The sequence below is a fragment of the Streptococcus sp. HN38 genome (genome assembly GCF_028335765.1).
GTDB classification, from domain to species: Bacteria; Bacillota; Bacilli; order Lactobacillales; family Streptococcaceae; genus Streptococcus; species Streptococcus suis_P.
Genome location: NZ_CP116604.1, coordinates 930,720 through 955,332, shown reverse-complemented (window position 1 = coordinate 955,332; position 24,613 = coordinate 930,720). Strand labels below are relative to the sequence as shown.

17 protein-coding genes and 2 pseudogenes are annotated in these 24,613 nt (G+C 40.6%); all 19 read right to left on the bottom strand.

Features of this window, described 5'->3' with window-relative positions; all coding sequences use genetic code 11:
• Positions 1 to 18 precede the first annotated feature (18 nt).
• Positions 19 to 2,820 (bottom strand): phage tail tip lysozyme, encoded by a 2,802-nt coding sequence (locus PHA78_RS04710; RefSeq protein WP_272158502.1) that lies wholly within the window; start codon positions 2,818 to 2,820, stop codon positions 19 to 21.
• A gap of 1 nt (position 2,821) precedes the next feature.
• Positions 2,822 to 3,703, bottom strand: a pseudogene (locus tag PHA78_RS04705) (VirB4-like conjugal transfer ATPase, CD1110 family); the annotation flags it as partial.
• 85 nt (positions 3,704 to 3,788) lie between these two features.
• The gene (ltrA, locus tag PHA78_RS04700; RefSeq protein ID WP_105150498.1) at positions 3,789 to 5,462 is read right to left on the bottom strand and encodes a group II intron reverse transcriptase/maturase; all 1,674 of its coding nucleotides are present in this window, start codon (positions 5,460 to 5,462) and stop codon (positions 3,789 to 3,791) included.
• 552 nt (positions 5,463 to 6,014) lie between these two features.
• Positions 6,015 to 7,478 (bottom strand): annotated as a pseudogene (locus tag PHA78_RS04695) (VirB4-like conjugal transfer ATPase, CD1110 family); the annotation flags it as partial.
• Positions 7,435 to 7,788, bottom strand: a complete 354-nt coding sequence (locus PHA78_RS04690) for a PrgI family protein (protein ID WP_024377749.1) — start codon at positions 7,786 to 7,788, stop codon at positions 7,435 to 7,437. The pseudogene PHA78_RS04695 and the gene PHA78_RS04690, both read right to left, overlap by 44 nt.
• A 61-nt stretch (positions 7,789 to 7,849) precedes the next feature.
• The gene (locus PHA78_RS04685) at positions 7,850 to 8,704 is read right to left on the bottom strand and encodes a conjugal transfer protein TrbL (RefSeq protein WP_024376819.1); all 855 of its coding nucleotides are present in this window, start codon (positions 8,702 to 8,704) and stop codon (positions 7,850 to 7,852) included.
• Positions 8,705 to 8,722: 18 nt separating this feature from the next.
• The gene (locus PHA78_RS04680) at positions 8,723 to 8,965 is read right to left on the bottom strand and encodes a hypothetical protein (protein ID WP_001072171.1); all 243 of its coding nucleotides are present in this window, start codon (positions 8,963 to 8,965) and stop codon (positions 8,723 to 8,725) included.
• Positions 8,966 to 8,982: 17 nt separating this feature from the next.
• The gene (locus tag PHA78_RS04675) at positions 8,983 to 10,800 is read right to left on the bottom strand and encodes a VirD4-like conjugal transfer protein, CD1115 family (RefSeq protein ID WP_272158501.1); all 1,818 of its coding nucleotides are present in this window, start codon (positions 10,798 to 10,800) and stop codon (positions 8,983 to 8,985) included.
• Positions 10,800 to 11,288: a hypothetical protein gene (locus PHA78_RS04670; protein WP_000093698.1), complete on the bottom strand. Its 489-nt coding sequence runs from the start codon at positions 11,286 to 11,288 to the stop codon at positions 10,800 to 10,802. The genes PHA78_RS04675 and PHA78_RS04670 overlap by 1 nt, the downstream gene beginning before the upstream one ends.
• Before the next feature lie 77 nt (positions 11,289 to 11,365).
• On the bottom strand, positions 11,366 to 11,950 hold the full coding sequence (locus PHA78_RS04665; protein WP_000619439.1) for a CPBP family intramembrane glutamic endopeptidase: 585 nt from the start codon (positions 11,948 to 11,950) through the stop codon (positions 11,366 to 11,368).
• Between the two features lie 2 nt (positions 11,951 to 11,952).
• On the bottom strand, positions 11,953 to 12,186 hold the full coding sequence (locus tag PHA78_RS04660; RefSeq protein WP_002943384.1) for a hypothetical protein: 234 nt from the start codon (positions 12,184 to 12,186) through the stop codon (positions 11,953 to 11,955).
• Positions 12,187 to 12,194: 8 nt separating this feature from the next.
• Positions 12,195 to 12,578, bottom strand: coding sequence for an arsenate reductase (locus PHA78_RS04655; protein ID WP_024377751.1), 384 nt, complete (start codon positions 12,576 to 12,578; stop codon positions 12,195 to 12,197).
• Between the two features lie 10 nt (positions 12,579 to 12,588).
• Entirely contained in the window at positions 12,589 to 13,017 is a 429-nt protein-coding gene (locus PHA78_RS04650; RefSeq protein WP_024377752.1) for a hypothetical protein, read from the bottom strand.
• Positions 13,001 to 14,356: a DNA (cytosine-5-)-methyltransferase gene (dcm, locus tag PHA78_RS04645; protein WP_024377753.1), complete on the bottom strand. Its 1,356-nt coding sequence runs from the start codon at positions 14,354 to 14,356 to the stop codon at positions 13,001 to 13,003. The genes PHA78_RS04650 and dcm overlap by 17 nt, the downstream gene beginning before the upstream one ends.
• Positions 14,357 to 14,504: 148 nt before the next feature.
• Complete coding sequence (locus PHA78_RS04640; RefSeq protein WP_272158500.1) at positions 14,505 to 15,323, bottom strand: replication initiator protein A; 819 nt, start codon at positions 15,321 to 15,323, stop codon at positions 14,505 to 14,507.
• A 2-nt stretch (positions 15,324 to 15,325) separates the two neighbouring features.
• Positions 15,326 to 15,493 carry a hypothetical protein gene (locus PHA78_RS04635; protein ID WP_032497901.1) on the bottom strand — a complete coding sequence of 56 codons (168 nt, stop codon included), beginning with the start codon at positions 15,491 to 15,493 and terminating at the stop codon, positions 15,326 to 15,328.
• A gap of 140 nt (positions 15,494 to 15,633) precedes the next feature.
• Positions 15,634 to 15,789 (bottom strand): DNA mismatch repair protein MutT, encoded by a 156-nt coding sequence (locus PHA78_RS04630; RefSeq protein ID WP_024381332.1) that lies wholly within the window; start codon positions 15,787 to 15,789, stop codon positions 15,634 to 15,636.
• On the bottom strand, positions 15,782 to 16,285 hold the full coding sequence (locus PHA78_RS04625; protein WP_024376217.1) for a GNAT family N-acetyltransferase: 504 nt from the start codon (positions 16,283 to 16,285) through the stop codon (positions 15,782 to 15,784). Before PHA78_RS04625 ends, PHA78_RS04630 begins: the two co-directional genes overlap by 8 nt.
• Before the next feature lie 132 nt (positions 16,286 to 16,417).
• Positions 16,418 to 24,526: a G5 domain-containing protein gene (locus PHA78_RS04620; RefSeq protein ID WP_272158499.1), complete on the bottom strand. Its 8,109-nt coding sequence runs from the start codon at positions 24,524 to 24,526 to the stop codon at positions 16,418 to 16,420.
• Positions 24,527 to 24,613 lie beyond the last annotated feature (87 nt).

Genomic DNA, 24,613 nt, shown 5'->3' with positions numbered 1-24,613 from the left:
CAACTATCTTTCTGGAGATTATTTCGTCGTATAAGCAAAACTCAAGCTACTATCCACTCCAGATAATTTACGGAAGGTGTAGTTGGGATTGCCATTGTAATTGGTTTCGGAGATAAGGAATGAGCCATCTGGGTAAACTTTTTCGACGAAAGCCACATGTCCGTATTCTGCTGGTGTGCCATGTCCTCCTCCCGCAAAGGAAAGAATAGCTCCTGCTTGTGGACTTGTCCCTGTCTCCCCACCGAGACTTGCGGCTGTTCGTACCCAATCTTGGCCATTGCCCATGGTACTGATAATTGGAATCTTCCCACCGTTTTTACCTTTGAGTTTTAGACCCAGTTGGTTGATACGGGCTGCAACTCCCCAAGTACATTGGCCATAAGCATATCCCATACCGTCACCACCTCCTGGAACAGAGTTTTCAAAAAGGTCTCCTCGTACAGCTTCAAGTGCTTTAGGATCACTTTGTGCTGTCCCACCGTTGGGTTGACTAAAGCCTTTTTCAATTTGGTAATACCACTCACTTGCTCTTGTCTGACGTTCAAGTAGCTTATCACCACTATTTCCTTCCCAGTAAATGAGAAAGAGTTGGGCAAGACTAGCTGGACTACCTGTATTTTTGAAGAAGTCCTTTAACCAGTTGGTGTAATAAGGACTATCCCCATACAACATGAAATCCAGTTGTAAGCCTAAGTCATACCATTTTTGATGTTTTCCTTTGGCATATTCCAACAATAAAGTATGCCTGCGTGACCCATCCGCGGTATCTGTCCATTGGCCTAAGCCTAAACCACGTTTGAGAATATTTGGGTAACGTCCATTGTATATAGTTGGACCATTAAGTGAGAGCCAGCCCTCATCATCCCACGAACCGTCTGTCGCACCAATAGGGGGAGATAGATAGTCGCCCTCCGCACGCTTGGGATTAATAGAGGATTCTACCGACCAATTTCCTAGAATGGCTGCGATAGCTTGATTGGTCGCACCTTTGCTTTTAAGATAGTCATAAATTGCCTTGGCTCTCTCAAACTCATCGCCGCCAAACTGACCGATAGTTGGAAGAATGGTGGTCTGAACCTGGATTACTTTTGGAAAGTAGAAAGCTGGATTGACATAGACCAACTTATCCGTATCATCATCAACCTTTTGATAGGTGACTTTTAGACCCGTTCCGTCTTTGGTCTGACCAATAATATCTCCTGCCAAGACATGTTGATGTTCGCTCACTCGGCCTGAATGAATGCCAAACAAGGTTAGTTTAGTCTTATTCACTCCCTTACCAGATGTCAAAATAACATTCTCTCCATCAAGAGATACCTTGCCATCCATCGGAGCCACAATGACTTGACCTTCTTTTGCTTCTAAGATGATATGATGATGAAGCGTTGGTTTCTCATCAATGACCTCATAACCATATCGGTAGGTCATGCTTAAGCTATCCTCGTCAGTCTGTCCCTGAAAGGGATTGTCCAATTCTTGAAGGGCTAGATAGTTGCCTCCTTCTGTCAACTCCTTTAACTCTTCCTGGTCCTCATCAGACAGCTTGTAAGCAGGTTCTTTATATAAGTCAGACATGGATTTAATAGAATCTCCACCATTTAAGTCTGTCCATACTTGACTGAGAAACGCTTTGTAGGTCACACCACCTGCTTCCATGAAATCGTCAAGCTTGTAGTCTTGGTATTGATGATTCATGTAAACCATGACCTCATCAATCTTAGTGTAAAAGGTAATTCCCTTTTCGTTGGTTCTTGTATGTTCCGCATCTTCCAACGTCATGTGGGTATAACTCTTACTCAATTCTATTTCATCTTGTTGAATGACACTGCTACCTGAAACACTCATGAAAAAGCTCATCATCAAAAGGAGTATCAAGAGAATGCCTGAGACAATCCAAGTCAAAGGATTTCCCGCAAGGACAGAAAAGAAAGTCATACTTCCCTTAATGGCTTGGACGATTCCTTTGAAACCTGCGACACTTTGTTTTCTGGCATGCTTTAAAAAGGTTTGGTAGCGTCTTCTTGGTTTAAGAGGTTTCTGGCGTGTGAATCCTTTTCCCTTTTTGAAGTTCTGGAATCGTTCCTTTCCATGAGAAAATTTTGTTTTGGTAAACCGCACACCAGTCTGTCCACTTTTTACTACCACCTTACCTGCTTGAAAGGTAAACCTTCCATAGCGTCTGGCTTTCAAACTAGTATCCTTCATGGTTCTAAGTCCATCTAAATCATCCTCCTGCGCTATCAGGTCAAGGGATTCCGATGCAGCTAAGCCTAATCCAGCTTTGAATTTGGTAGAGTTTTTCTTAGTCTTTTGGACTTTCTTGAGTTGTTTAACCTCACGCTTGGCAGAACTTACGTCTTTTTCTGCACTTAGCCGATCAAATGATTTTTCTTGGTGAAACCGAAAGCGAGACTTCAGGGAAGGATTTTCTTTTTGGAAAGTAAACTTGGGATTAACTGCCTGTTGTTTTTCATTCAGTTTCACTTCTGACAAATGTTTTCTTGCCGTCCGCAAACGTTCTTGAGCTTGAGGAAGTCGATAGTTCTTAATTTCCTTTACCCTCAACAGTCTAGGAGAAACATAGGTAATTTCCTTTAGAAACTTCTCTTCTGCTTCCTTTTGGCTACTGAGTAGATTTTCTTTTAACTCTGTTTTCTTTTCCTGAAACAGAGAATTTTGGGCTGGTTTTCGAAATAGGCCATTTTTAAGAACAGTCTGTTTTAAGTCTCTAACTTCTTTCCGATAATGCATGCGGGCTGATTTTAAGTTGCTTCGAAAGTTTTTCCTAGCCTGTTTGACTAGCTTTTTATCCTCTTTCATCTCATGTCCTCATTTTTTCAGGGTCCGTACTCATGATGTCAAAGAGCTTGGTGTGTTGTGGAATCTTATTCTTGAATGGGACAACGGTGGAACCAGCCTTAATTAAGCCTGCCCCTTTTTCAGGATTGACCAAGTATTTCTCCAGTTCCTTGGAAAGTCCAAGCATATGCACCAACTCTTCACGATCACTCTTAGCCTGTTTTAAAAGTATCATGAACTCGCTATTGGCAATAATGCGTCTACCATTGGCATCCAAAAGAAGAGTTTCTACATTCTGAGTAATGCCTGTCGGTATCGCCCCATACTTACGGACACGACTCCAAAGTTTAAAGAAGAAATCAGAGGCATACTTGTCCAATAAGAGTAGCTGCATTTCATCAAAGTAAATCCAGGTCTTCTTCCCTAGTTTTTGATTTTTCACCACACGATTCCAAATCTGGTCAAAGATAACCATGAGGGCAATCTGTTTTAATTCATCGCCTAACTTTTTGACATTGTAAATCAGGAAATGACTGTCTGTTTTAATATTGGTCCGATGTGAAAATATGTCCAGCGACCCTTCCACATAGAGTTCCATATCCAGTGCCAAGTCCTTAGCTTCCTGTTCAGGTTGTTGAGCTAAGACAAAGACCCATTCGACCAAGGACGGTGTGTCAAAATGCTTATAGGTGAGTCGTGTCACACGGTCAATCAAGGACTTCTCACGACCATCCATTTTGCGATCCAAGAGCTTCCCAATCCAAGACAAGAGAAATTCGGACTTAACCTTAACCGGATCCTCATCCATATTCTCATCAGATAGATCTAAGACATTTAAGAAGGTAGTGGAATCTGGAGCAATATCAATACTCTCCCCACCAAAGGCTTGACCGATAATACTGTAGTCGAGTAGGTTAGTGGTATTACTACCACCTTCCTCTCTAAGAACCGTACGTGAGAGTTTCCCCTCATACGGCTCAAGCATTTCATCACTCTTTCGAGCGGCTCTCAATAAATAATCGCTGACAGTAGCTATGCACATAAGCCATATTATCAACTTCTTCCACACCTCCCTTTGATTTTGGAACTTTAAAGAAAATTTCTCTATCTTCTCCAAGTTCCATTGGGAGACCACAATGATGACAGCGTCCGTTTTGTTTCTTCCAAACAAGTTTAAAACGACCTGTCAAACGCTTCATACCATGATTAAAGGTTCGTTGAGCAAAATATTCTGTATCCAAGTAAGGATTAGCGTTTTCTCTGACCTTTGTGTGTCTGACGATAGCAGTATGGTCAACTCGAATGAGTTCTTTATCGCCTGAAGCGAATACCCAACTTCGATTGCCTCTTCTATGCCAATACTTGGTCGAAACCCACCACTGGCCTTTCTTTGGATGACGACGTTTTGCCCATCGCCACAATAATTCGTATAAATGATAGTCCAGATAGGAGAAGGCTTCACTAGCACACACGGATTGGTGGTAGTTTGTCCATCCTCTTATCTGTTGATTTAGTTTCATGATTAAGACTTCTTGCTCCCATGCTTTTCCTCGCTTGAGGATGGTTTCTGAGAATTTACCAATAACAGTTTGAATAGAATTCTTAGATGGTTTTACAATCAATTTCCCCTTGTACTTCCGAAAATTCCAACCAAGTAGGTCGAAACCATCGTTGATATGAGTTACCAATGTCTTTTCCTCTGACAGCTCTAAACCTCGTCCAAGCAGAAACTCTCTAATCAATTCTTTAGCCTCTAATGCAATTTCTTGTGTCGCAGCTGTGACGATAAAATCATCCGCATAACGGACAAGATTGACCTTATGGCTATTTTTGAATCGAAGGTCGATTTTTCCTAAACGATTGGTATGAAATCTATCTGATAAGACTTGTTGTAATCCATCGAGTGCCATATTGGCAAGGATAGGCGAAATGATACCGCCTTGTGGCGTGCCTTCTTCCGTTGGGAATAACTCACCCTTGAACACAAAACCTGCTTTAAGGAATTGTTTTAAGATAGATTTATCCATCGGAATGTTCTCTAAGAGCCAGTCATGACTGATGTTGTCAAAACAGCCTTTGATGTCGCCTTCTAAAATCCACTGAGGAGAAGCTTTTCGTGATAGTGCTGTGAAGATATATTCACAAGCATCTTGACAGCTTCTTCCTTTTCGGAAGCCGAATGATTTAGTATCCGCGGTTGTCTCTGCGACAGGCTCTAGTGCTAAAGCATAGAGTGCCTGCATAGCTCTGTCGTACATAGTCGGAATCCCTAATGGACGTTTCTTCTTTTTCCCCTTTTTGTCGATGTAAACCCGTCTTAACGGACTGGCTTTATAGCCTTTGTCAGTTAGAGATAGGAGAGCCTCCATCTTTTGAGTAGGGGTCGTCCATAGTTCACCGTCTATACCAGCTGTTTTCTTGCCTTTGTTAGTCGTTACTCGACGAACGGCAAGTGCCTTGGCATAGAACGAATGGGTTAGTAAATATTGAAGTCTTTTCACTGTGTTTGTGTGTTTGGCTTGAGTAGCCTTGACAATCCTGATTTGTAGCCTATTCACTTCTTGTTCTGCTCTCTTCCAATCAATGCTTTTCCATTGTTTCGCAAGCAGTTGCTTGTGTGATAACTTCTCAGCTGGTGCTGTCGTTGAATGTTTATCATTCATAGGTTTACCTCCATTTTTGTCATGAAATACCATAGGATAAGTTTGCACCCTTTCAGGTCAGGGCAAAGTTTGAACCCCTATCTCCTACCATTACAGTTGGAGCATTCGCTTTTTATCCTTTCCTCTACCCTCTGTATCGTCTATCCCTCTTACGAGTTCAATACCTTCTATCGATTAAAAGGAATACATAGGGCTTACCAAGTTCCGTGTTATAAATAATTGTGAATACCTTAGGTGCCATCTTTGAGCCGGGAAGAATGTGTCCATTTGTCATCAGGTTATGAAAGCCCCAATGACCTCCTCCGTACCTTTTGGTGTAAGTGTATCAGCCTTATTTCACTTAGTCCCTGTAACGACTCTTGCGATGGTTCACGTCTGTTCACCATAGTATTCTTATCCTAACAGTCCATCCGATTTTAGGCTATCAGACTTTCCATATTGTCCCACAGGCTTCCCAACATAACCGTTACCAGTCAAGCAGGCTGTGGTAGGATTACCCCAAATGGATAGAGTAGCTAAACTAGCAATTTACAACACGACTTCTTGTCGCACCTCATTTTCAGGGTCTACAATGATGATTTCGGTATCACTCTCTTCTTCTTTTAACTTGGTTGAGATGATTTCATGCTTGGTCGCCATCCCCTTACCAGCACCTGATGTTCCTAGAATCAAGCCTGATGGGGTATTGAGTTTCCCACGGTCAATGGTGATGATATTACTTGAAATCTGGTTTATCCCATAAAATTTCCCTCCCTTATCTTGTAGGTCTACAGATGTCCATGGGGAGTTCACGGCAATGTTTGAGGTCAAAAGAGACCGTGACACACCCTCAAGGTAGTTCTTGCCAAATGGCAATAAGCTATTAAAGGCAGCTTCCTGCATATAGGTCAGATTATCAATCACAAGGTCATTAGAACCTGCCACTTGTTTGATAATGTTAAGCGAGTGCTTCAACTGGTCTTCGTTATCCGCAAAGACCCCAATCAAAAAGAGGGTATCAAAGAGCTTATCGCCTGTTTGGGTCATGGTTTTAATCAACTCATCGGCTTCATCAATATTACTTTCTAAGACTTGACTAACCTTTTCAAGATACACCCCAGAACGTGCCATCTTTTGTTGTTCCCCAATTTTTTGCGATTCCATCAAAGTCTTCTTGGTGCGGAGCTTGGTCACGGCTTCTGACTTGGCTGATCCTTTAGCATGAAGACTAATCATCACTTCTAAATCCGACTGCATGAGTTCTCGTAAGAACTTATCCCCCAACTCCATCCCATAGTCACGAACATAGACAATCTGAAGCAGTTTATCATCCATTTCAATATGATTTTTGTGCTTAAAGGACAGACTGGTTGGGGCAATGAAGTGCTTGGTCGTTTGTCCTGAACGCACCAGGTCTTGATAAGTAAAGGACAAATGATTTTCCCCTCGCAACATATCAGCCAAGTGGTTCACACGGCTTTCTCCACTGAGGAGAGTAAAGTTCGCATCTATTTCAGAAAAACCACTCTTGAAGTATTCCCCAATTTGAGAAAGGGAACGATAAGCCAATTTCGAATTCTGCTCAGTTTTCCCAAAAGAAATGAGCTTAATAGAAGAAAAGTTATTTTCACCGGCTTCAAGGTTATTTTCCATGATACGATTGAGTTCTTCACGATAGGTATCATACCCATCCTCATGTAAGGGATATAAGACACTTTTTCTAAACTTATCCAAATTGACCCTTTGGTTAAAAATGGTGAGTTGAAAGTTGGTTTTGTCATCCAAACTGTTAATCAAGTCTGAATAGGTTTCCATAATCGCTCCCTTATCTTCAAGTCCCACCGTTTGGTAATTGACATCCCCTAAAAGATAGGACTGGGAAAAATAATCTGGGGTGACTTGCATGAGACCATTAGGAAAAAGGCCTTGGTAAAGAAGCGTATTAACAGTTGTTGGCAGCACTTCTTCTTTTGGTTTACGTGTCTTCTTGTGTTTAGAAGAGGTCTTTGGTTTCAATGAGTGGTTTGTTTTTTTCATTGCGTATTCCTTTCTGTCCAGTTAGTGTACGGTCTGGTATGGTCATTTCATAATGCCATCTATAATTAAGATATGTTTCAAAAGGTAAGTCATTAGGTCGATAGACCCCAAATAACATGAGGGGAATGGTAAAGGTAAAGATAAGACCATAGACAAACCAATCCCCAAATTGCCAATAAAATAGGTTCAAGCCCAATACCAAAATGGTTAGGGCGACAGCTGGAAATACAAAAATAACCTGTCTAGTTGTAAATCCTAGCCATGCCCTGTGTTGAACCTTTGAGATATCCTTAAAGACACGAGTGTTCATAAATGTTCTCCAATCTAAGTAAGCTATAAAAAGAGGAAGCGAGATAGTGACTCCCTTCCTCCTACATCCCCAAAATACTTCGGGCGGTTCGTTGACTGCCAACTAAGGCAATGATTAACAATATGGCCTGTACCAAGCCACCAAACATAATGGCGAGTGATTCCATCACTCCAGCTCCATTTGATACGGCAATCTTTCCAGCCGATTCAAACAAGGGAACAAGAGATACAATTAGAAAAATCAAAATACCTTGAATGGCATAGACCATGATGTTTTTAAGGTAACCAATCCCAACACTTCTCCAGTCATCACTAAGAAAGGTTGGAATGGTAACAGGAGCAAAAGGAATCATCAGATAGAGTTGGATAAAGCGAATGGTAATCAAGATATTGACAACCATGATGCTGGCCATTCGTACCAACCAAATGAGAATCGCAAAAAAGCCAATAATCATTTTTCCTACAATCCCAGATCCCTTAATGCCTGAGATGGTATCATAATTAGCACCACCATTCGTGACAAGCCCTGCCACTTGTTCAATAACATAAGAGGCAATGGCAATAATGGCTTCCACAATAACCGTCGTATTGGTAATCACGACCGCGACCATGATGTAGCTGACAATCATAGGTGCCATGGCTTCAAAGGTCATTGCACCACCTGAGTTTGCAATTTTCTTGGCCATTTTTGAAAATTCGAGTACGAGAACAACCGCAAGAATAGCTACTCCCAAGGGCTGCATAATCCCCTTGGTAATGGCTGTCATGTAAGACCACACCGTCGGATTAAAGTCCGCTAGTGACTTAACCAAGTTGGCGGTTGATTCTAAATCCACTTGAAACCCTTCAAAAAGGCTATCACTAGATACTTTTTCAGAGGCTAGAAATACAAAAGGTGACGTAAAATTCATTATCATGTCATGTGCTGTCCTCCCCTAAATGGTAATCTGAGTCACAAAAGCACCAGCGGCTCCCACCATGACCCCACCAACAATTTCTAGAATAGCATTTCGGACACCTGGCCCACCATCTTTAATGTTGGTTGAAAGGTTGATAATGCCCATGACAACAAGAAAGGCTCCTACTGCAATCAAACCTTTTTGTAATAGAGACATGGCTTGAGAGAACATGGAGCTGGCGTCCACTCCGTAAACAAAGCCTGATAGTTTTTGATTCATATAATTCCTCATTTCTATTAATGTAGTGTCGTTTCTGTGCTTAAATCCCTTATTTTATGGCCTGATAAATCTACTTCTTCCTCAGCGGTTAGGGGACTGATATAATAGTGCCACCAGCGTTCATCGGTTTCCTTATCCGCAAGCCATTTCCAATTCTTATGTTTGAGCGGAAAATATTTCTTGGTTCGAAAAACAGGAACCCCTGCAATGCGTACTAGGCACTCATCTCGTTTCATATTCCCTACTTCATCAGCCGTCATCAAGTCACGGGCAATTTTCTGGTGAGAGGTAGAACTTGAGCCAGTCTGCCCAAAAGAACGACTGGTACTTCTGACATCAATGGTTTGTTTACCTAGAAGACCACTCATAAATTTGAAAGTTTCTTCGTCATTTCCACCCAAATAGAGGAGGCTGTCACAGTTCCCCAGTATAGTTTTCCAAGCCTCTTTTTCCTTATAAAGTCCTTGGAGTTGAGCAATATTTTGCAAGATTGGAACTAGACTCATGTTCCTAGAGCGAACTGTTGAGGTTTGTTCAGCGAAGTCTGGGATTTCTCCGACATTCGCAAACTCATCCAGATAGCTTCTAACATGAATAGGCAGTTGCCCTTTAAAGTCAACATCAGCCTGTCTGGTCAAGGTGGAGAAAACCGTAGAGAAAAATAAAGCAGATAGGAAACGAAAGGTCGTATCATTGTCTGGAATAACAAGATAGACCATGGTCTTTTGAGTGCCCCACGTTTTCAAATCCATAGTGTCTCTTTGCGTCAAATCAATCACCGATTGGATATTAAAGAAGGCAAATTTAGCTGTTGTGACCGCAATCACCGAATCCAAGGTCTTATCCTTATAGTTTTGGAAATCCGCCCAGTTTCGCATGGTAAAGTTTTCGTGACCGTATTTTTTAGCGTAATCTTCAAACAGGACTTCAAGAACACTTTTGTCCTGATTATCTCCCTTTGATAAGAGTTTGATGAGTTTCCCAATCTCAGAAAAGGCTGGATAACGGCCACGCTTACGTCTTGCTTCCTGCTCTTGCTTGGAACTTCCTGGAGGATTGTAAAAATCTACCAAATAAGAGGCAATAGCTCTCACCAATGTCATGGAAGCCTCGTCCCAAAATGGATCACTGCGAGAACCATTTCCTTTGGTATTATTAAAATAGACCGTTAACATGCGGTTCAAATCATTCTCTGTTTCTACATAACGAAAGGGATTAAAACCGTCCGAATTGGTCATATTAACCAAGTCTAAAACCTTGACCTGATAACCGTTCTCTAAAAAGAGTTTACCTGTCTTCTCAGCCAAATGGTCTTTCGGATCTACGACAATATTGGAACAATTAAGTTGGATAAGGTTGGGTTTCACAAAGCGAAAGGTCTTACCTGCCCCAGAACCCCCAATGACAATCAAATTTTTATTTCGGTCAAACTGGGGTTTCTTCTTTTCCAACAAGGTTAGACGAACATCACGAGCCAAAATCGTGTCATTTAAAGGATTCTTACTGTAAAAGTTCCACTTTTCCTTACTGGTTCCAAATCGTGCAGAACCGTATTCTTCCCCTTCTCGATACACCTTTTGTCCTGTCGATACATAAAGATAGACTAATGTCATCGTTAGAACCCCAAGGATAAAGGCAAGAAGAGATTTTTGAGTAAAGGAAAATAGCCATAAAGGATTGAAGACTTGATTTAGCCCCTCTCCTAAGAGGTAGGCAAAACGTTCCATAGGTGGGGCATTGGTTAAACTATCATAGAGCAGGGTTAGACGATGGCAGAAATAACCAAAGGCGAGACCCAAGAGTCCAAAGACTAAAGCTTTTCGTCTTGAATACATTACAAGGTCACCTCCTTGGTTTTGACTGCCGAAGGTTCTGTCACTCTAATTTTCTCTTTGGCCAGTTCTATCTCTTGGTCCAAGGTTTTATCAAAGGTTAAACCTTCTAGCTTCTCTGGATTAGACATCAGTTTCTTCAACAATTCATCCAAGTGATGATCGAGCAAGGTCTTATCCTTGGCATAAAAGTAGAGATAGTCTTTTTGCCAACTAATTGCGATTGGCAGTTTTTCTGACTCCATCAACTCCTTAAATTTCTCCACATCGATTGGCTTATCTAGAATGTCTTTACTAACATCAATCGCTTCAATGACGTAAGGGCTTTGAAGGAGTTCTTCCAGTTTTTGAACCCCAATCTTATAAGCTGAATCTTGAGCCAAGGCTTGCCTAGCCGACCACTCTAAGAGCTTTAAGAGGGTTCTAACTGTCAATAAACTACTTCTTTCCACGTATTGCATCGCTTGACGTTCTTGTTGTTCAGATGACATGGTGACCTCCTCTTTTTTTCGATTCCCTATCAAACATAAGGTGCTTCCATAATACGGAAGCACTCTTGATTTTGGTATCACAAGAAAGTTACGACATAAGCCAAACTATTCCAAAGTAAATGTAAGGCGATTGCCGTCATACAATCAGCTTTCAATCGAACAGCAGCCAAGGTCAAGCCAAGACAGCTATACATGAGCCAACTCCCTAACTGATTGGGGCCATGGGATAGAACAAAGAGAAAACTGGTCACGCCTATTTGTACAAAAGGGAATGTCAATTTTTCCCACAGCAATTGCCTATAAACAATCTCTTCAAGGATACTTGCATTGACCAGAAACAATAAAAAGATAATAGGGGGAACCTGTTTTCCTACTTGTACCAATACCGCTTGATTCCTAGTCTGACCTGGAAATAGGAAGCTGATGAAGACTGCAAAAGCAACCATAGCCACAAAGCCAAGAAGCAACCATCTTAGGCGATTTCTCAAGGTTATATTTTTTGCTTGAACAGTTTTATGACGGGCAATCTCTAAGCAAGTCACACTTAATAGGACCAATTGTAGCAAGACTATACCCTCTATTGTCAGATACTCTTTCAGGTATAAACTCACCAGAAGACCGTTAAGCTGTATAGCTAGATAAAACACCACTATCCTTATCATTGTCACCTCTTAAATAAATCTTCATAATCAATTTCTAAGACTAAAACAATACGCTCAACCCATCTTGTTTGTGGCATCAGACGATTGGATTTGTAATGTCGCAGTTTTTGATAAAGGCGATTAAACTCACTGGGATAGACATATTGACCTTTGAATACCTTTCGAGCTAGTTCTGCCCAAGTGAGTTCTTTTTCCGCCAGAATGATCTCTAAATTGTCCCAAAATCGCTCATTCATCTTCACACCTATCCTGTCACTTGTTTCATCAGACTGGCCTGAAACAGCTCTTCTTTTACCTGTCTGGGAAGAAAGGTTCGCACTTCGTCTAGCCCAATAGCTGGATAGACATGATTCTGACAAACAATGAGAGGCAGACGAAGGTTTTGGTCTGGCTTTTGGAGAATGAGCTGAATCATCTCATTCAAACTTATCGAATATTGACGCTTAAAGCGTAGAAATCGTGGCGACAGCAACTCAAAACAATCCGTGGTTTTGGCAAAGAGTGACAGTAAGATTTCACGGTTTACATCACACGCATTTATACAACGATAAGTCACACCATAGGTCGTCAAAATAGTTAGTAAATCTTGATTTGTATTGGCGTTATTTCCTAGATATACCTCAAGCATAGGCTCCTCCTTATAAGGTTAGGCTATTTTCAACTGTTGGTTCAGGAGTTGAGAAATAGTGACTCATATCAATGGGCATCCGTCCTTCACCAAAGCACTTGACCGTCACTAGAGTCGTTAAAATGCCTTCCTTTCCCCTAGCAGAATAATTTTCACCAAAGGCACGAAAGGCCAGGTGATTGTCTTTCGTCAATAGTGTATCTACACCATTTTTAATATCCCTAGTTTCCATAAAATCCGAAATCCGATGAAGATTGGATTCGTAGAATAGGGGATCATTCATCTCTTTGTGGTAATCATCTTCAAAAGTCACCTCAAAGTCACAATCAAAATTGGGGAGAGACAGTATCTTTTGTAATAACTGATTGGTTTCAACTTGGTGAATATGTTCTTCTAATTCAGTACAATCTAGGATACTTTTCTTATGTAGTAGGTTCATGTTTTTCATCCTCTTCCGTTCTTCTAAATTCTCTGGCAATGGCTTCAATAACTGTGACAGTCACGCTATTGCCGGCCTGTTTGTATAGTTGGCTCTTACTAGAAACACTCTCTGCTCTTTCATAAGCCCAGTCAGGAAAGCCTTGAAGTCTGAAACACTCTCTTGGTGTCAGTCGTCTTATTCTCAGGCGATAAAGTTTCCCCTCTAAGACAATGCCTGTGACTTCATACCACTTATCCTGTCGATATTCCAGAGCAGCAACCACTACTCCCATATTGTCTGAAGTCGTCAGAGTATTGGATATTCCCTTTCCCACACGTCCCCTACGTTTGGTTGAGTCTGGATAAGCCAGATTGACAGAGTCTCCAAGAGTTGCCTTTGCGTAGCCTGTTTTTGTGGCTTCCTTGATTTTCAGAAATGGCAACTCCTCCCTCAGCAAAATTTTTGGCACCTTATCTCCACCTTGCATGGTGGTCAAAGTCGGTGACAAGCCAGAAATGTCATATACTCTTCCAGTTTGGTCAAAGCTAGTCGGCAGATTTCCTGCGACAACAACTCCGTGTCTGTCTTGACTGGTCAAAGTAAACATAGGGTCTTGATTGTCCTTAAATCGACGACCATGTTGGCGTTTTTCTAGTCTATCTGGTGTTAAAACTGGAATGGCGATTTTTGCCCCCTCTCCTTTACCTCTTGTTAGTGTAGGAGCAAGTCCATTCGTCAGATAGACTTCACCATTCAAACCACGTTTAGAGGGATTGATATTTCCTAGCCTTTCAAGATGAGCTGGGCTGTTTTCTCTTCTGAGAGGAAATATGAATCTGGAACGGTATCTTCTAGAATGTCCGATAATAAAGACCCGCTCTCTGTTTTGCGGGACTTGGAAGTCCTTACTGTTAAGCACCTGCCATTCGACATCATACCCCAATTCATCCAACGTGGAGAGGATTGTGGCGAACGTCCGTCCCTCGTCGTGATTGAGTAGGCCTTTGACGTTTTCCAAAAATAGAAAACGTGGTTGGATTTGTTTGGCCGCTCGAGCAATCTCAAAAAAGAGAGTCCCTCGAGTATCTTCAAATCCCAATCGTCTGCCTGCGAGTGAAAATGCTTGGCAAGGAAATCCCCCGCAGATGATGTCCACTTGCCCTCTAAATTGTCTAAAGTCATGGTCTGTGACCTCTTTAATGTCATGGTATTCTATTTCCCCTTCTGTGTTAAACATGGCTTTATAAGATGTTCTGGCGAATTTATCAATTTCACAAAAGCCCAGGCATTTATGCCCCTGTGATTCCATCCCTAGCCTAAAACCACCTATCCCAGCAAATAAATCTAAAAATTTCATTTTTCCTCTCTTTCCAACTAAAAAAGAGCCTTACACTTGTAAAACTCTTGCTTATATATGATCATCCATTTCTGGTGCACGGATGATTTCAACAATCAAAATGATGATAGAAATCAGATAGATTCCGCCTAGTATCCACCAAATCAACTTAATCACCTCCCTTTACTTCTTGTCGTCTCAGTTGCTTGGTCCACTCTGACAGCACACCATTAAATACATATTCAGCTATTACTTCCGCTGACCGAGCAAATCGCATATGTTCCAGAGCATACTGATAACGGTCACTAAAATAAATCATGGCATAGTCACTAGCCGACTGAGATAGACCTGTCTGTCTTAACTGGTCATGAACCAAACCCCAAATATAGTCTCGATCGTACTTGGTCACGCCATCGACTTTTGAAGTAAAGTTCTCTTCTTGTTTCTCATCTACTAGCTGCCTCTCCTCCTCGTCCTCAATAAGGAAATCACTCCCTTTAGTTTCACTATATTTAGTCTCACTTCCTTCAGTCTCACTAGGGGCTGAATTTAAGACCGGCCCCGTCTTTCTTTGAGACCCCCCTAGTGTTTTTTTAACACCACCCCCGTCTGAATTTGAGACAGGGGTAGGTTCATGTTCTAATTCCCCCAAGTAAATTTTATTTGCCATTCGACCTTTTTCACTAGAGGACTGTTGGACTTCATCAATTAAGCCATATTCGCGTAAGGTTTTCTTGATAGAGAGTAGTTTTGACTTTGAACAGCCTAATAGTGCCATCAGATTTGAATTGGAATAAATCAAATAAATAGCCCCATCCTCATCAATCCAGCCCTTACTCAAAGACAACTCCAACCTATCTTTTAAAACCGCGTAGGCTACCTTAACTTCCAGCTTCATATCCTTATAACGTTCACTCTCAAACAAGACTTTTGGGAGTTTATAATAACGCTCTGATGTCTGATATTGATTAGCGGTAATACGTTTCATGATTATCCCTCCAAGACTAAAAGTCCAACATTTCCGAATTCATCAAATCGGATTAAACCTACTTGTTCCAATTCATCAACCAGATGAGTTGCTTTCTCAATATCAACTCCTAAAATAGCCACGAGATGACACATCACGATTTGGCGTGATGATTGTTCCTTCTTTTGCATGAATTCCTCCTGAAAATAAAAAAGCGGGAACACTTATTAAAATGTCCTCGCTTGTGCGATATGATATTATAAATAAAAAATAAATTTTTCCTCCTTAATGACAGATTGTAGAACACTCAAATCCTTGATTTGACAGCGTTTTAAGCACCTGTCATTATTATGACACAATCCCCACCTGGAAAAGCAACACCAGACCAACGATAACGCTTGGGATCTCGAATCTGTACAACGACCTTCCCTTCCTTATCTTCGATTAGACACATGTTGGTCAAAGTGACCATTTCTTTTCTAGCCATTTTTTCTCTCTTTCTGTTTAAAAATCATTCTATATTCTGTACGTTCTGCACCTAAATTAACCGTTTTTTTGACACCATCAAATCGGAAGCCCACTTTTTCATAGAAAGCAACGGCACGCGCATTCCCCTCCAATACCCAGAGAGTAACGGTTTCGTAGCTCTGCAATTTTTCCAAAGCTGCTTGCATGAGCTGGTAGCCTATCTTCTGATTATAATAGTCCGCCAAGACATAGAGGGCGTAGAGCTCCCCTGCCTCTTGCAAATCCTCCTGACTAGACGAGCCGTAACAGGCAAAGCCAACCACCTTATCATCCATCACAGCTATCAAGATATTCTGAGGATACCGAACCGCCCAGTCTTGACAGCGTTCTAAGGTGTAAGTATTCTTTAAAAATTCCTGAGGTAACAAGTCAGCATAGGCCTCCTGCCATGATTTCCAATGAACATAGGCCTTACCTAGCATTTCACTTTTCGTTTCCAGTGGTTTAATCATCATCTAATGTACCTCCGAATTTTTCCTCTAGTATACATTAAAAAACAAGTTGGCACAAGACCAACTTGTTTATGATTATGGGTTAAAAATTTGGCATTCTAACGACTTATTTAATTATGTTCTTAACATAAACGTCTATGGATAAAATATTGAATTTCTGAATTCATCAGTTGAACGCAAGAGTTCACTATAGACCTTTCTCTTCAAGCTATGAACCCAACTTGTATTCACATTTGAAGTCGCTCGATCCAAGCGTTTCATATCCTCTTCTACTGCTGCTTTCATCAGATTTTCTAAATCTTGATAAGAATTGATGGTCACTGTATTCGTTGAATTTGGCTTATCAAGTTCATACACAATCGTAATTGGCTTCAATTTTGTCAATTGATCTATCCGCTCTTTGTACATATCCTTCTTGAATTCAGACCAAGTTGCATATTTGTTTTCAAAGACATGTTGTAGAACAACTGTATCAGTAACAATTCCATTTGGTGATTCAGACTTCAGTTGATTGCTTACGTATGGAACAAATCCTTCATCGTAGCCTTTAGCGGCTAAGAGTTCATAAGCCATGCGTCTAAACATCAAATCTCCAGGTGCTCCAGTCGGATTATCCAAAGCGGAATAGATTGGTGACAATAAGAATGTATTATAGTAGCCATTTCTAGCCAATTTCTCATTGTCAGAATACTGTCTGCGGTTCATGATGCTTTGATCAATCAAGTCATCAAATGTTACCAGTTTAGCCACTTCCTCATCAGTCAATGGACGAATTTGGTTACCAGCATGAACACCATCGTAATAGTTTTCAATCTTTCTGAACCAAGCTTTCTTGACAGCAGCATCTTGTTGTAAAACAACACTACCTTCTAAGTAATCAAGCATATAGATGGCATCAAACATATGATGTGCATAGGTATTCAAATCCTCTTGGTTGTTAAAGCGCTCGACTGGATTGTACGGCTGAACACGAATCAAAGAATCTTTCTTATCCAATTCAGTATACATGGTATTAAGTGCAATGATATTATCTTCAGTATTACTTACATTTTGCAATAAACCACGCGCATAGAGCTCTGGGCCTTGTCCAGTTCTCCTACCAAATCCATAGAAGAATGTATTGGAATCCAGGTTATGAACCATTTCATGCGTATAGGTAGAACTTCCGACCTTATCCAACATCGAGTAAGCTACAAAGTGGGTTTCTGACCCATTTGCATAGGCAGCTGTACCATTACTTCCATACCATTTTGCAATCGGACCAAAGAAGTCTTGAATAGCTGCATTACTGCTTGACAAATTATGCCATACTCTTGTTCCATTCTCATCAAACAAGCCAAAACCATCTGTGTTCATGTAGGCACCAAACATCTTGTCTTTATTTTCATCATTTAATGTTTTGTACCAGAAGTCAGTATGGTCACGTTGCCAAATGGCTGCTTGATTAATGATTGCATAGACTTCTTCCCGTTTTTCTGGATGATTTACCAGATCTCTGTATCGACTAAAAGCACCAAAGGCTACCGTATTCATATTGGAAATAATATAAATATCTTCGTTTTCCATGGTTAACAGAGGCAAGAGCATCTGACGGTATCTCCAAGATGGATTTGTAATCTTGTCATATACCTCAACTGCATACTTACTATGTTTAGTAGCTGTATTTTGTTTTTCCAATGCTTCTGGAACTTGAGATTTCATCTCGACAATGTATGCTTTTGTGTTGTCCTTGAACCATTGATTATCCGTTTTATTTGGCGAAAACACCTTACGATAAGATTCAACTAAGTCAAATACAGTTGATTTTCCAGTCATTCCAGCTAAATAGGAAGAATAAAGTTCCACATTATTTTTGGGTCTTAAAGCTTCATAACCAGCTTGACCAATTGAAATAATGGCATCCAATGTTGAAGCGGAATGATTACCAAAGAAATCCATATTGAACAAGGTTAAATCTTTTGTATTCAAAGTATCGTAATTGATATCGTACCATCTGTCAAGGTAAGACAAACCTAGCAAGAATGCTTCTTTGTTGTTTGTAATCTTATTCTCAAAGTAGGTTTCAACACTCTGGCCTTGACCGTTCATTGTAGCCGTTAACACCTTACGGAGATAACTTTCAAGATTCTCTTTAATTCTTGTGAAACTTGACTTGAAGTACATATCCTTGATGTCATTTGTCGTTTGATTCGCTGCCTGAGCAGGTGGATTTAGTTGTTTCAACAGCGCTTCTGATTCGTATGCAATCGGAGACAATAGTGTAACAAGCCGGTTTACCATAGCTTCATTTTGATTGACAAAACTTTCAGGAGTATACGGAATGTGCATACCTGCAATATCATATTCGATGATATGATTATTCTTGAAATCTTCAGCATAAGCAACTGATTTGTAGTCAACCGTTCCATCTTCAAAATACAACATGATTTTGTTGATACTTGCCTTGTCTGCAATCAAATCAGCAACAACGACATTATCCTTCATTGGAACGACATCAACTAGTTTAACTTGATTTAACTTATCAGTAGTGGCAATCTTATTTCCATAATAAACAAGTAATTCCTTGTTGTAGAATGGCAAGATTTTCTCCATGTTTAAGTATGCCACTGTATGATCCGCTTTTGCATCAGTCACATTGTTGTAATCAACTGAGTATGCATTCAAGTCTTTGTAATCAGAGTCAGTCAGTTTAGCAGTGATTGCCATATTTGACAATTTACTTTCTGCTTGTTGAGCAGTTATCTGAGAATTATTTTCACCAGCGATAGTTGAAAAAGCATTGCTCAACTTGGTCGCAGCGTCAAAGACTTGACCAATAACTGGTTGACCGCCTGTCACCTGAACTTGACTAACCAGATTGTCAAAGCTACCATAATTCCAACCCCTATCATTGGTTCCAACCATACCACCAACTTTTTGGCTTGTACCAAGGTTGGTAACACTACCAGTTGCATAGGCATTTTTAATGTTGATTTCATTTCCACTATGCCAACCTGTCACACGACCTGCAATAGCACCTGCTGCCTGATTGTTTTCACCGAGAATAGAGATGTTCACATCTGCTTTCACATCTCTGATATATGAACCAGGGTTCATACCGACAATACCGCCTACGTATGACTCACCTCTTCCATAAGAATCTAACTTACCTTGGAAACTTGCATTTGACAAACGTGATTGGTAATCCAGTTTGTAGACAATCCCCCCGAGATTCCGTTGGGCTCTTAGATTTCCTTGAACAGCTATGTCAGAAATAGTTGAATAGGCTGTTTCATTTGCCAAACTTCCTAAATCGCGATGCAAAGCAGAACTTATTTGAACATTTTTAAGATCAATTCCAGAAATTGTTGCACGTTCTATCTTTGCGAAGAGTGGCGCTTTCAGATTATGAATAGCATATTTATTTCCATTTGACTCACCAAGTAAGGTCCCTTGGAAGGTATCGGTCATATAAGCTTTCACATCTCCAACCTGAACTTCATCAGCATAGAGATTAGCACCAAGTTTAAAGGTTCCAGTCGGGTTAGCCTTCATAGCATCCAATAGAGAAGTAAAATCAGTATAGACTCCATTTTCCTTAGTCACTTTAGGTATATAAAAGACTTTCTGTTGATTGAATCCTGTTCCATTATCTTCTACTAATTGATCAAAAGTGCTAGTTAATTCATAAACCGGCTGTCCATTCTTAGTCGTTTCCCTAACTGATGAAATCGGAAGATAGATATCCTTAAATCGATCAGAAGTAACTTTTACAAATAAATCATCAGGGTTGGTTGGCTCTTCATCAAGTATATAGGCAGAAGTATATTTCCCATCTTTACGACGGTAGACCGTCACGGCGTCAATATCCTTCACTTCAATTTTCTTATAAAACAGATTAAATTCACGCAAGCTTTCTTGGATGGCATTATGCTCAACGCTATCCAAAGTGTAGAAGACTTTTGTTTTCAAGGTGTAATCTGTATAGAAATCAAGATTTGTAAATTCCATATTACCGTTTGCATCTGCGATTTCTTTTTCTTCTACCAGTTGATCTCCCTTGTACAACAGAGCAATTGTACGTAGGTAATTATCCGTTGGATTGTCTAATTTATAACTCGCTGTCGCTGACCTATTATCTTCATTTTTATCTAGGCCTATGATTGCTACCGTTGGAATTTTCTCAACTTTTGTACCTCGGCGAACAATCTTGTCTTCTGGATGATCTACTAATTCTTCAATAGAAAGTGGTGGATTTTGACGAACACCTCTAATAGTTTGATAGATGGTGGTGATGGTTTTTAATCCGTCTTTCCCCTCTTTTTCTACAACAGTTTTACCTTTTAATATCGTTGGATCATCGATATACTTTGTTTCAAAAGGTAATACTTCCGTTTTAATATCCTTTTCAATCGCTGTAACAGGCTTTGTACCACGAAGAATTTCTCTAGCGATTGGCTCAACCAAGATTTTTTCTGTGACTGTTGGATTGAGTTGGCGGACGCCCTTGATAGTCTGGTAAGTTGTTGTAATTTCCTTGGTGCCTACTTTGCCCTCTACTTGAACACGTTCTTCGCCAACATAAAGATTAGCACTTGGGATTTCCTTGGTTTCATAGGCAATTTCTTCCGTACGCTTGTCAACTTCGGTACCCTCAACTGGTTTGGTGCCCTTGAGAACTTGTTTGGCTACTGGTTCTGTCAAAACTTTCTCTATGACTGTTGGATTGGGTTGGCGGACGCCCTTGATGGTTTGATAGGTTGTTGTAATTTCCTTGGAACCTACTTTACCTTCTACTTGAACTCGTTCTTCGCCAACATAAAGATCAGCGCTTGGAATTTCCTTTGTTTCAAAGGCAATTTTTTCCGTACGTTTGTCAACTTCGGTACCCTCAACTGGTTTTGTACCCTTGAGAACTTGCTTGGATACTGGTTCTGTTAGAACTTTTTCAGTAACAGTTGGGTTCGATTGGCGAACACCCTTGATAGTTTGATAGGTCGTTGTAATTTCCTTGGTGCCTACTTTGCCCTCTACTTGAACACGTTCTTCGCCAACATAAAGATTAGCACTTGGGATTTCCTTGGTTTCATAGGCAATTTCTTCCGTACGCTTGTCAACTTCGGTACCCTCAACTGGTTTTGTACCCTTGAGAACTTGTTTGGCAACTGGTTCTGTCAGAACCTTTTCTGTGACAGTTGGATTAGGTTGGCGGACGCCCTTGATAGTCTGGTAAGTTGTTGTAATTTCCTTGGAGCCTAATTTGCCCTCTACTTGAACTCGTTCTTCGCCAACATAAAGATCAGAACTTGGGATCTCCTTTGTTTCAAAGGCAATTTCTTCCGTACGTTTGTCAACTTCGGTACCCTCAACTGGTTTTGTACCCTTGAGAACTTGCTTGGATACTGGTTCTGTTAGAACTTTTTCAGTAACAGTTGGATTGGGTTGGCGGACGCCCTTGATAGTCTGATAGGTTGTTGTAATTTCCTTGGAGCCAACTTCGCCCTCTACTTGAACTCGTTCTTCACCAACATAAAGATCAGCACTTGGAATTTCCTTTGTTTCAAAGGCAATTTCTTCCCTACGTTTGTCAACTTCAGTACCTTCAACTGGTTTGGTGCCCTTGAGAACTTGTTTGGCAACCGGTTCAGTCAAAACATTCTCTGTGACAGTTGGATTATGTTGGCGGACACCCTTGATAGTTTGATAGGTCGTGATGATTTCCTTGGAGCCTACTTTGCCTTCTACTTGAACACGTTCTTCGCCGACGTAAAGGTCAGCACTTGAAATTTCCTTGGTTTCAAAGGCAATTTCTTCCCTTCGTTTGTCAACTTCGGTACCCTCAACTGGCTTAGTCCCCTTGAGAACTTGTTTGGCAACTGGCTCTGTCAAAACTCTCTCTGTGACAGTTGGATTAGGTTGGCGGACGCCGTCTATTGTTTTATATGTAGTGGTAATTTCCTTGGAACCTACTTTGCCTTCTACTTGAACTCGTTCTTCGCCAAGATACAAACTATCCGTTTCTCTCACTACAATATCATAAGGAATCTCTTCAGTTCTCGTCTCAGTATCTGTTTTTTCATCAATAACTTTAGTACCACGAGCAACAATTTGTGAAATCGGCTGCTTGGTAATGTCTTCTGATACCGCTGGATTGGCCTGACGGACACCGTTTATGAGTGTATAGGTAGTAGTGACCGTTTTTTGACCCTCGACCCCTTGAGATTGAACTTGTTCTTGTCCAAGTGGTAAACTTGGGTCATTAACATACTCCGTATCAAACTGAATATCTATTACAGTGTGTTCGACTTCTGTTGTAATCTTATCTTGTTCTTGAATTTTTGTTCCAATTGCAATAATTTCGGCGATTGGTTGACTTGTCACATCAGAAAGTATTTCTGATTTTATCAATATTCCATCAGCGTAGGTTAATTTTGTGTCAGTCGTACGTGTTCCATATTGCCCCACTTGAACGACCTGTCTAGTACCTTCAGGTAAATTGGGATCCATGATTTCTTGTGTCGCAAATGGAATCGCTTCAGAGTTCGTCACAACTTCTTCTGTTAATTGTACGGTTGGTAATTCAACAGTTGGAGCCGTGTTTGGTACTTCCGTAACAATTTCAGTCGAAGACTCACTTTCATCGGTATTTTCTGGTTGAGGAACTGGTTCTGGAATAGGTTCTGGTGCTGGCATTGGACTAACTGGTTTTGTACCAATATGTACAATTTGGGGGATTGCAGCTTGTACAGACTCAGAAACAATTTCTGATTTTAGTAGAATGCCACCTGCATAAGTAAGCTTGCTTTCTATCACTCTTTGACCAACCTGTCCAATTTGTACAGTCTGTCTAACCCCTTCAGCTAAGTTTGCATCATAAACTTCCTGGGTTTCAAATGGAATACTTTCCACATGGCTGGTGATTTCCTCTGAAATCTCGATAGAAGGCACTTGATGTGTCGGAGCCGAATCAGGTACTTCTGTAATAACCTTTTCGCCAGATTTTTTTGTTCCAATCTCAATAACTCTTGGAATTGCAGCTTTTGTTATCTCAGAAGAAACTTCTTCTTCCTTCAAGACTTGCCCATCCACAATCGTTTGCTGGATAGTAATGGTTTGAATGCCATTTGCGCCTTCTTGGGCGACACGAGTTTCTCCCTCAACCAGTGCCGCATTCTCGATTTCATGGGTTTCGAATGGAATATCTTTTGTTTTAGTAATATTTTTGGTTTCAATTGGTAGAGTTGGTAAGTCGATTGAATTGGACAAATTCATGTCCGAATCTTTTGTACCAATCATTGTGATTTCTTCAACAGGCTCACTAATAACTTTCGTTGACAGTTTCTCCGTCTTAACTAACTGACCATTAACGTAAGTTTGCTTTGATTCAATTGCTTGCTTTCCTACCTGACCAACTTGTGTAACTTTTTGCTCACCAGCCATTAAGGCACTGGAATAAATTGTGACTTTTTCAAATGGAATATCTTCATCTTCCGTTACAATTTTCTCACTAATCTTTGCTTCAGACAATGAATGGGTAGGAGCAGTGTCAGGATTCTCTGTGATTACAGGCACCTCAGCCGTTTGGTCGACCTCTTCCTTACTTTCCTTTAGGTAGCCTACATAAACATATCCTTCAATGGTATTTGGTACAGGCAAGGATTGACCTTCAGAGATTTCAATGGCATGGTTAAATTTCGCTAAGATTTGACTAGAAATAGCATGACTGGTTGGAGCTAGAAAGCTTGCACCAGTCGCTGTTAGCAAAATAACACTTGCCAATTCCTTCTTACCTTTTTTACTAACTTTAATTGCAAGGACAAGAGTAAAAATACCGGCCATTCCTAACAGTAGGTTATCGAATACACCTGTTTTTGGTAAGCCATGCGGACTAGCTTGTGCCTTCTCGACACTTTTTTGAACTAATGGAGTAATAATAGACTGGTTAGTTTCAAAAAAGACCGATGAAGCTGTCGAATCATCCTCGGTTTGCCAAATTGATGATGACAAAGCAGGTCTATATACCAAATAATAGGTAGCATCCGTTTTTTCTACTTTTCCCGGAACATCGTAAACAATTGCGTTTTTTTCTTGATCCGTTAATTCTTGTTCTGTGACATAGGTCAACTGAATAGACTGAGCCCCAACTCCTTGAGCTGTTGCAATTGATGTCATGAAAAATAGACTTGCAACAGTAGCAGAGACAAGTCCTACAGACAATTTACGAAAGGAAAAACGTTGTTGCTTTTCATTAAAATTCTTTTTCATTTTCGCTCCCCCCCTAGTTAGTAATTTCATTATACTATAAAATTGAAATGCTTTCAAAATTTCTAAGCTTTAATTCAAGTAATCTTT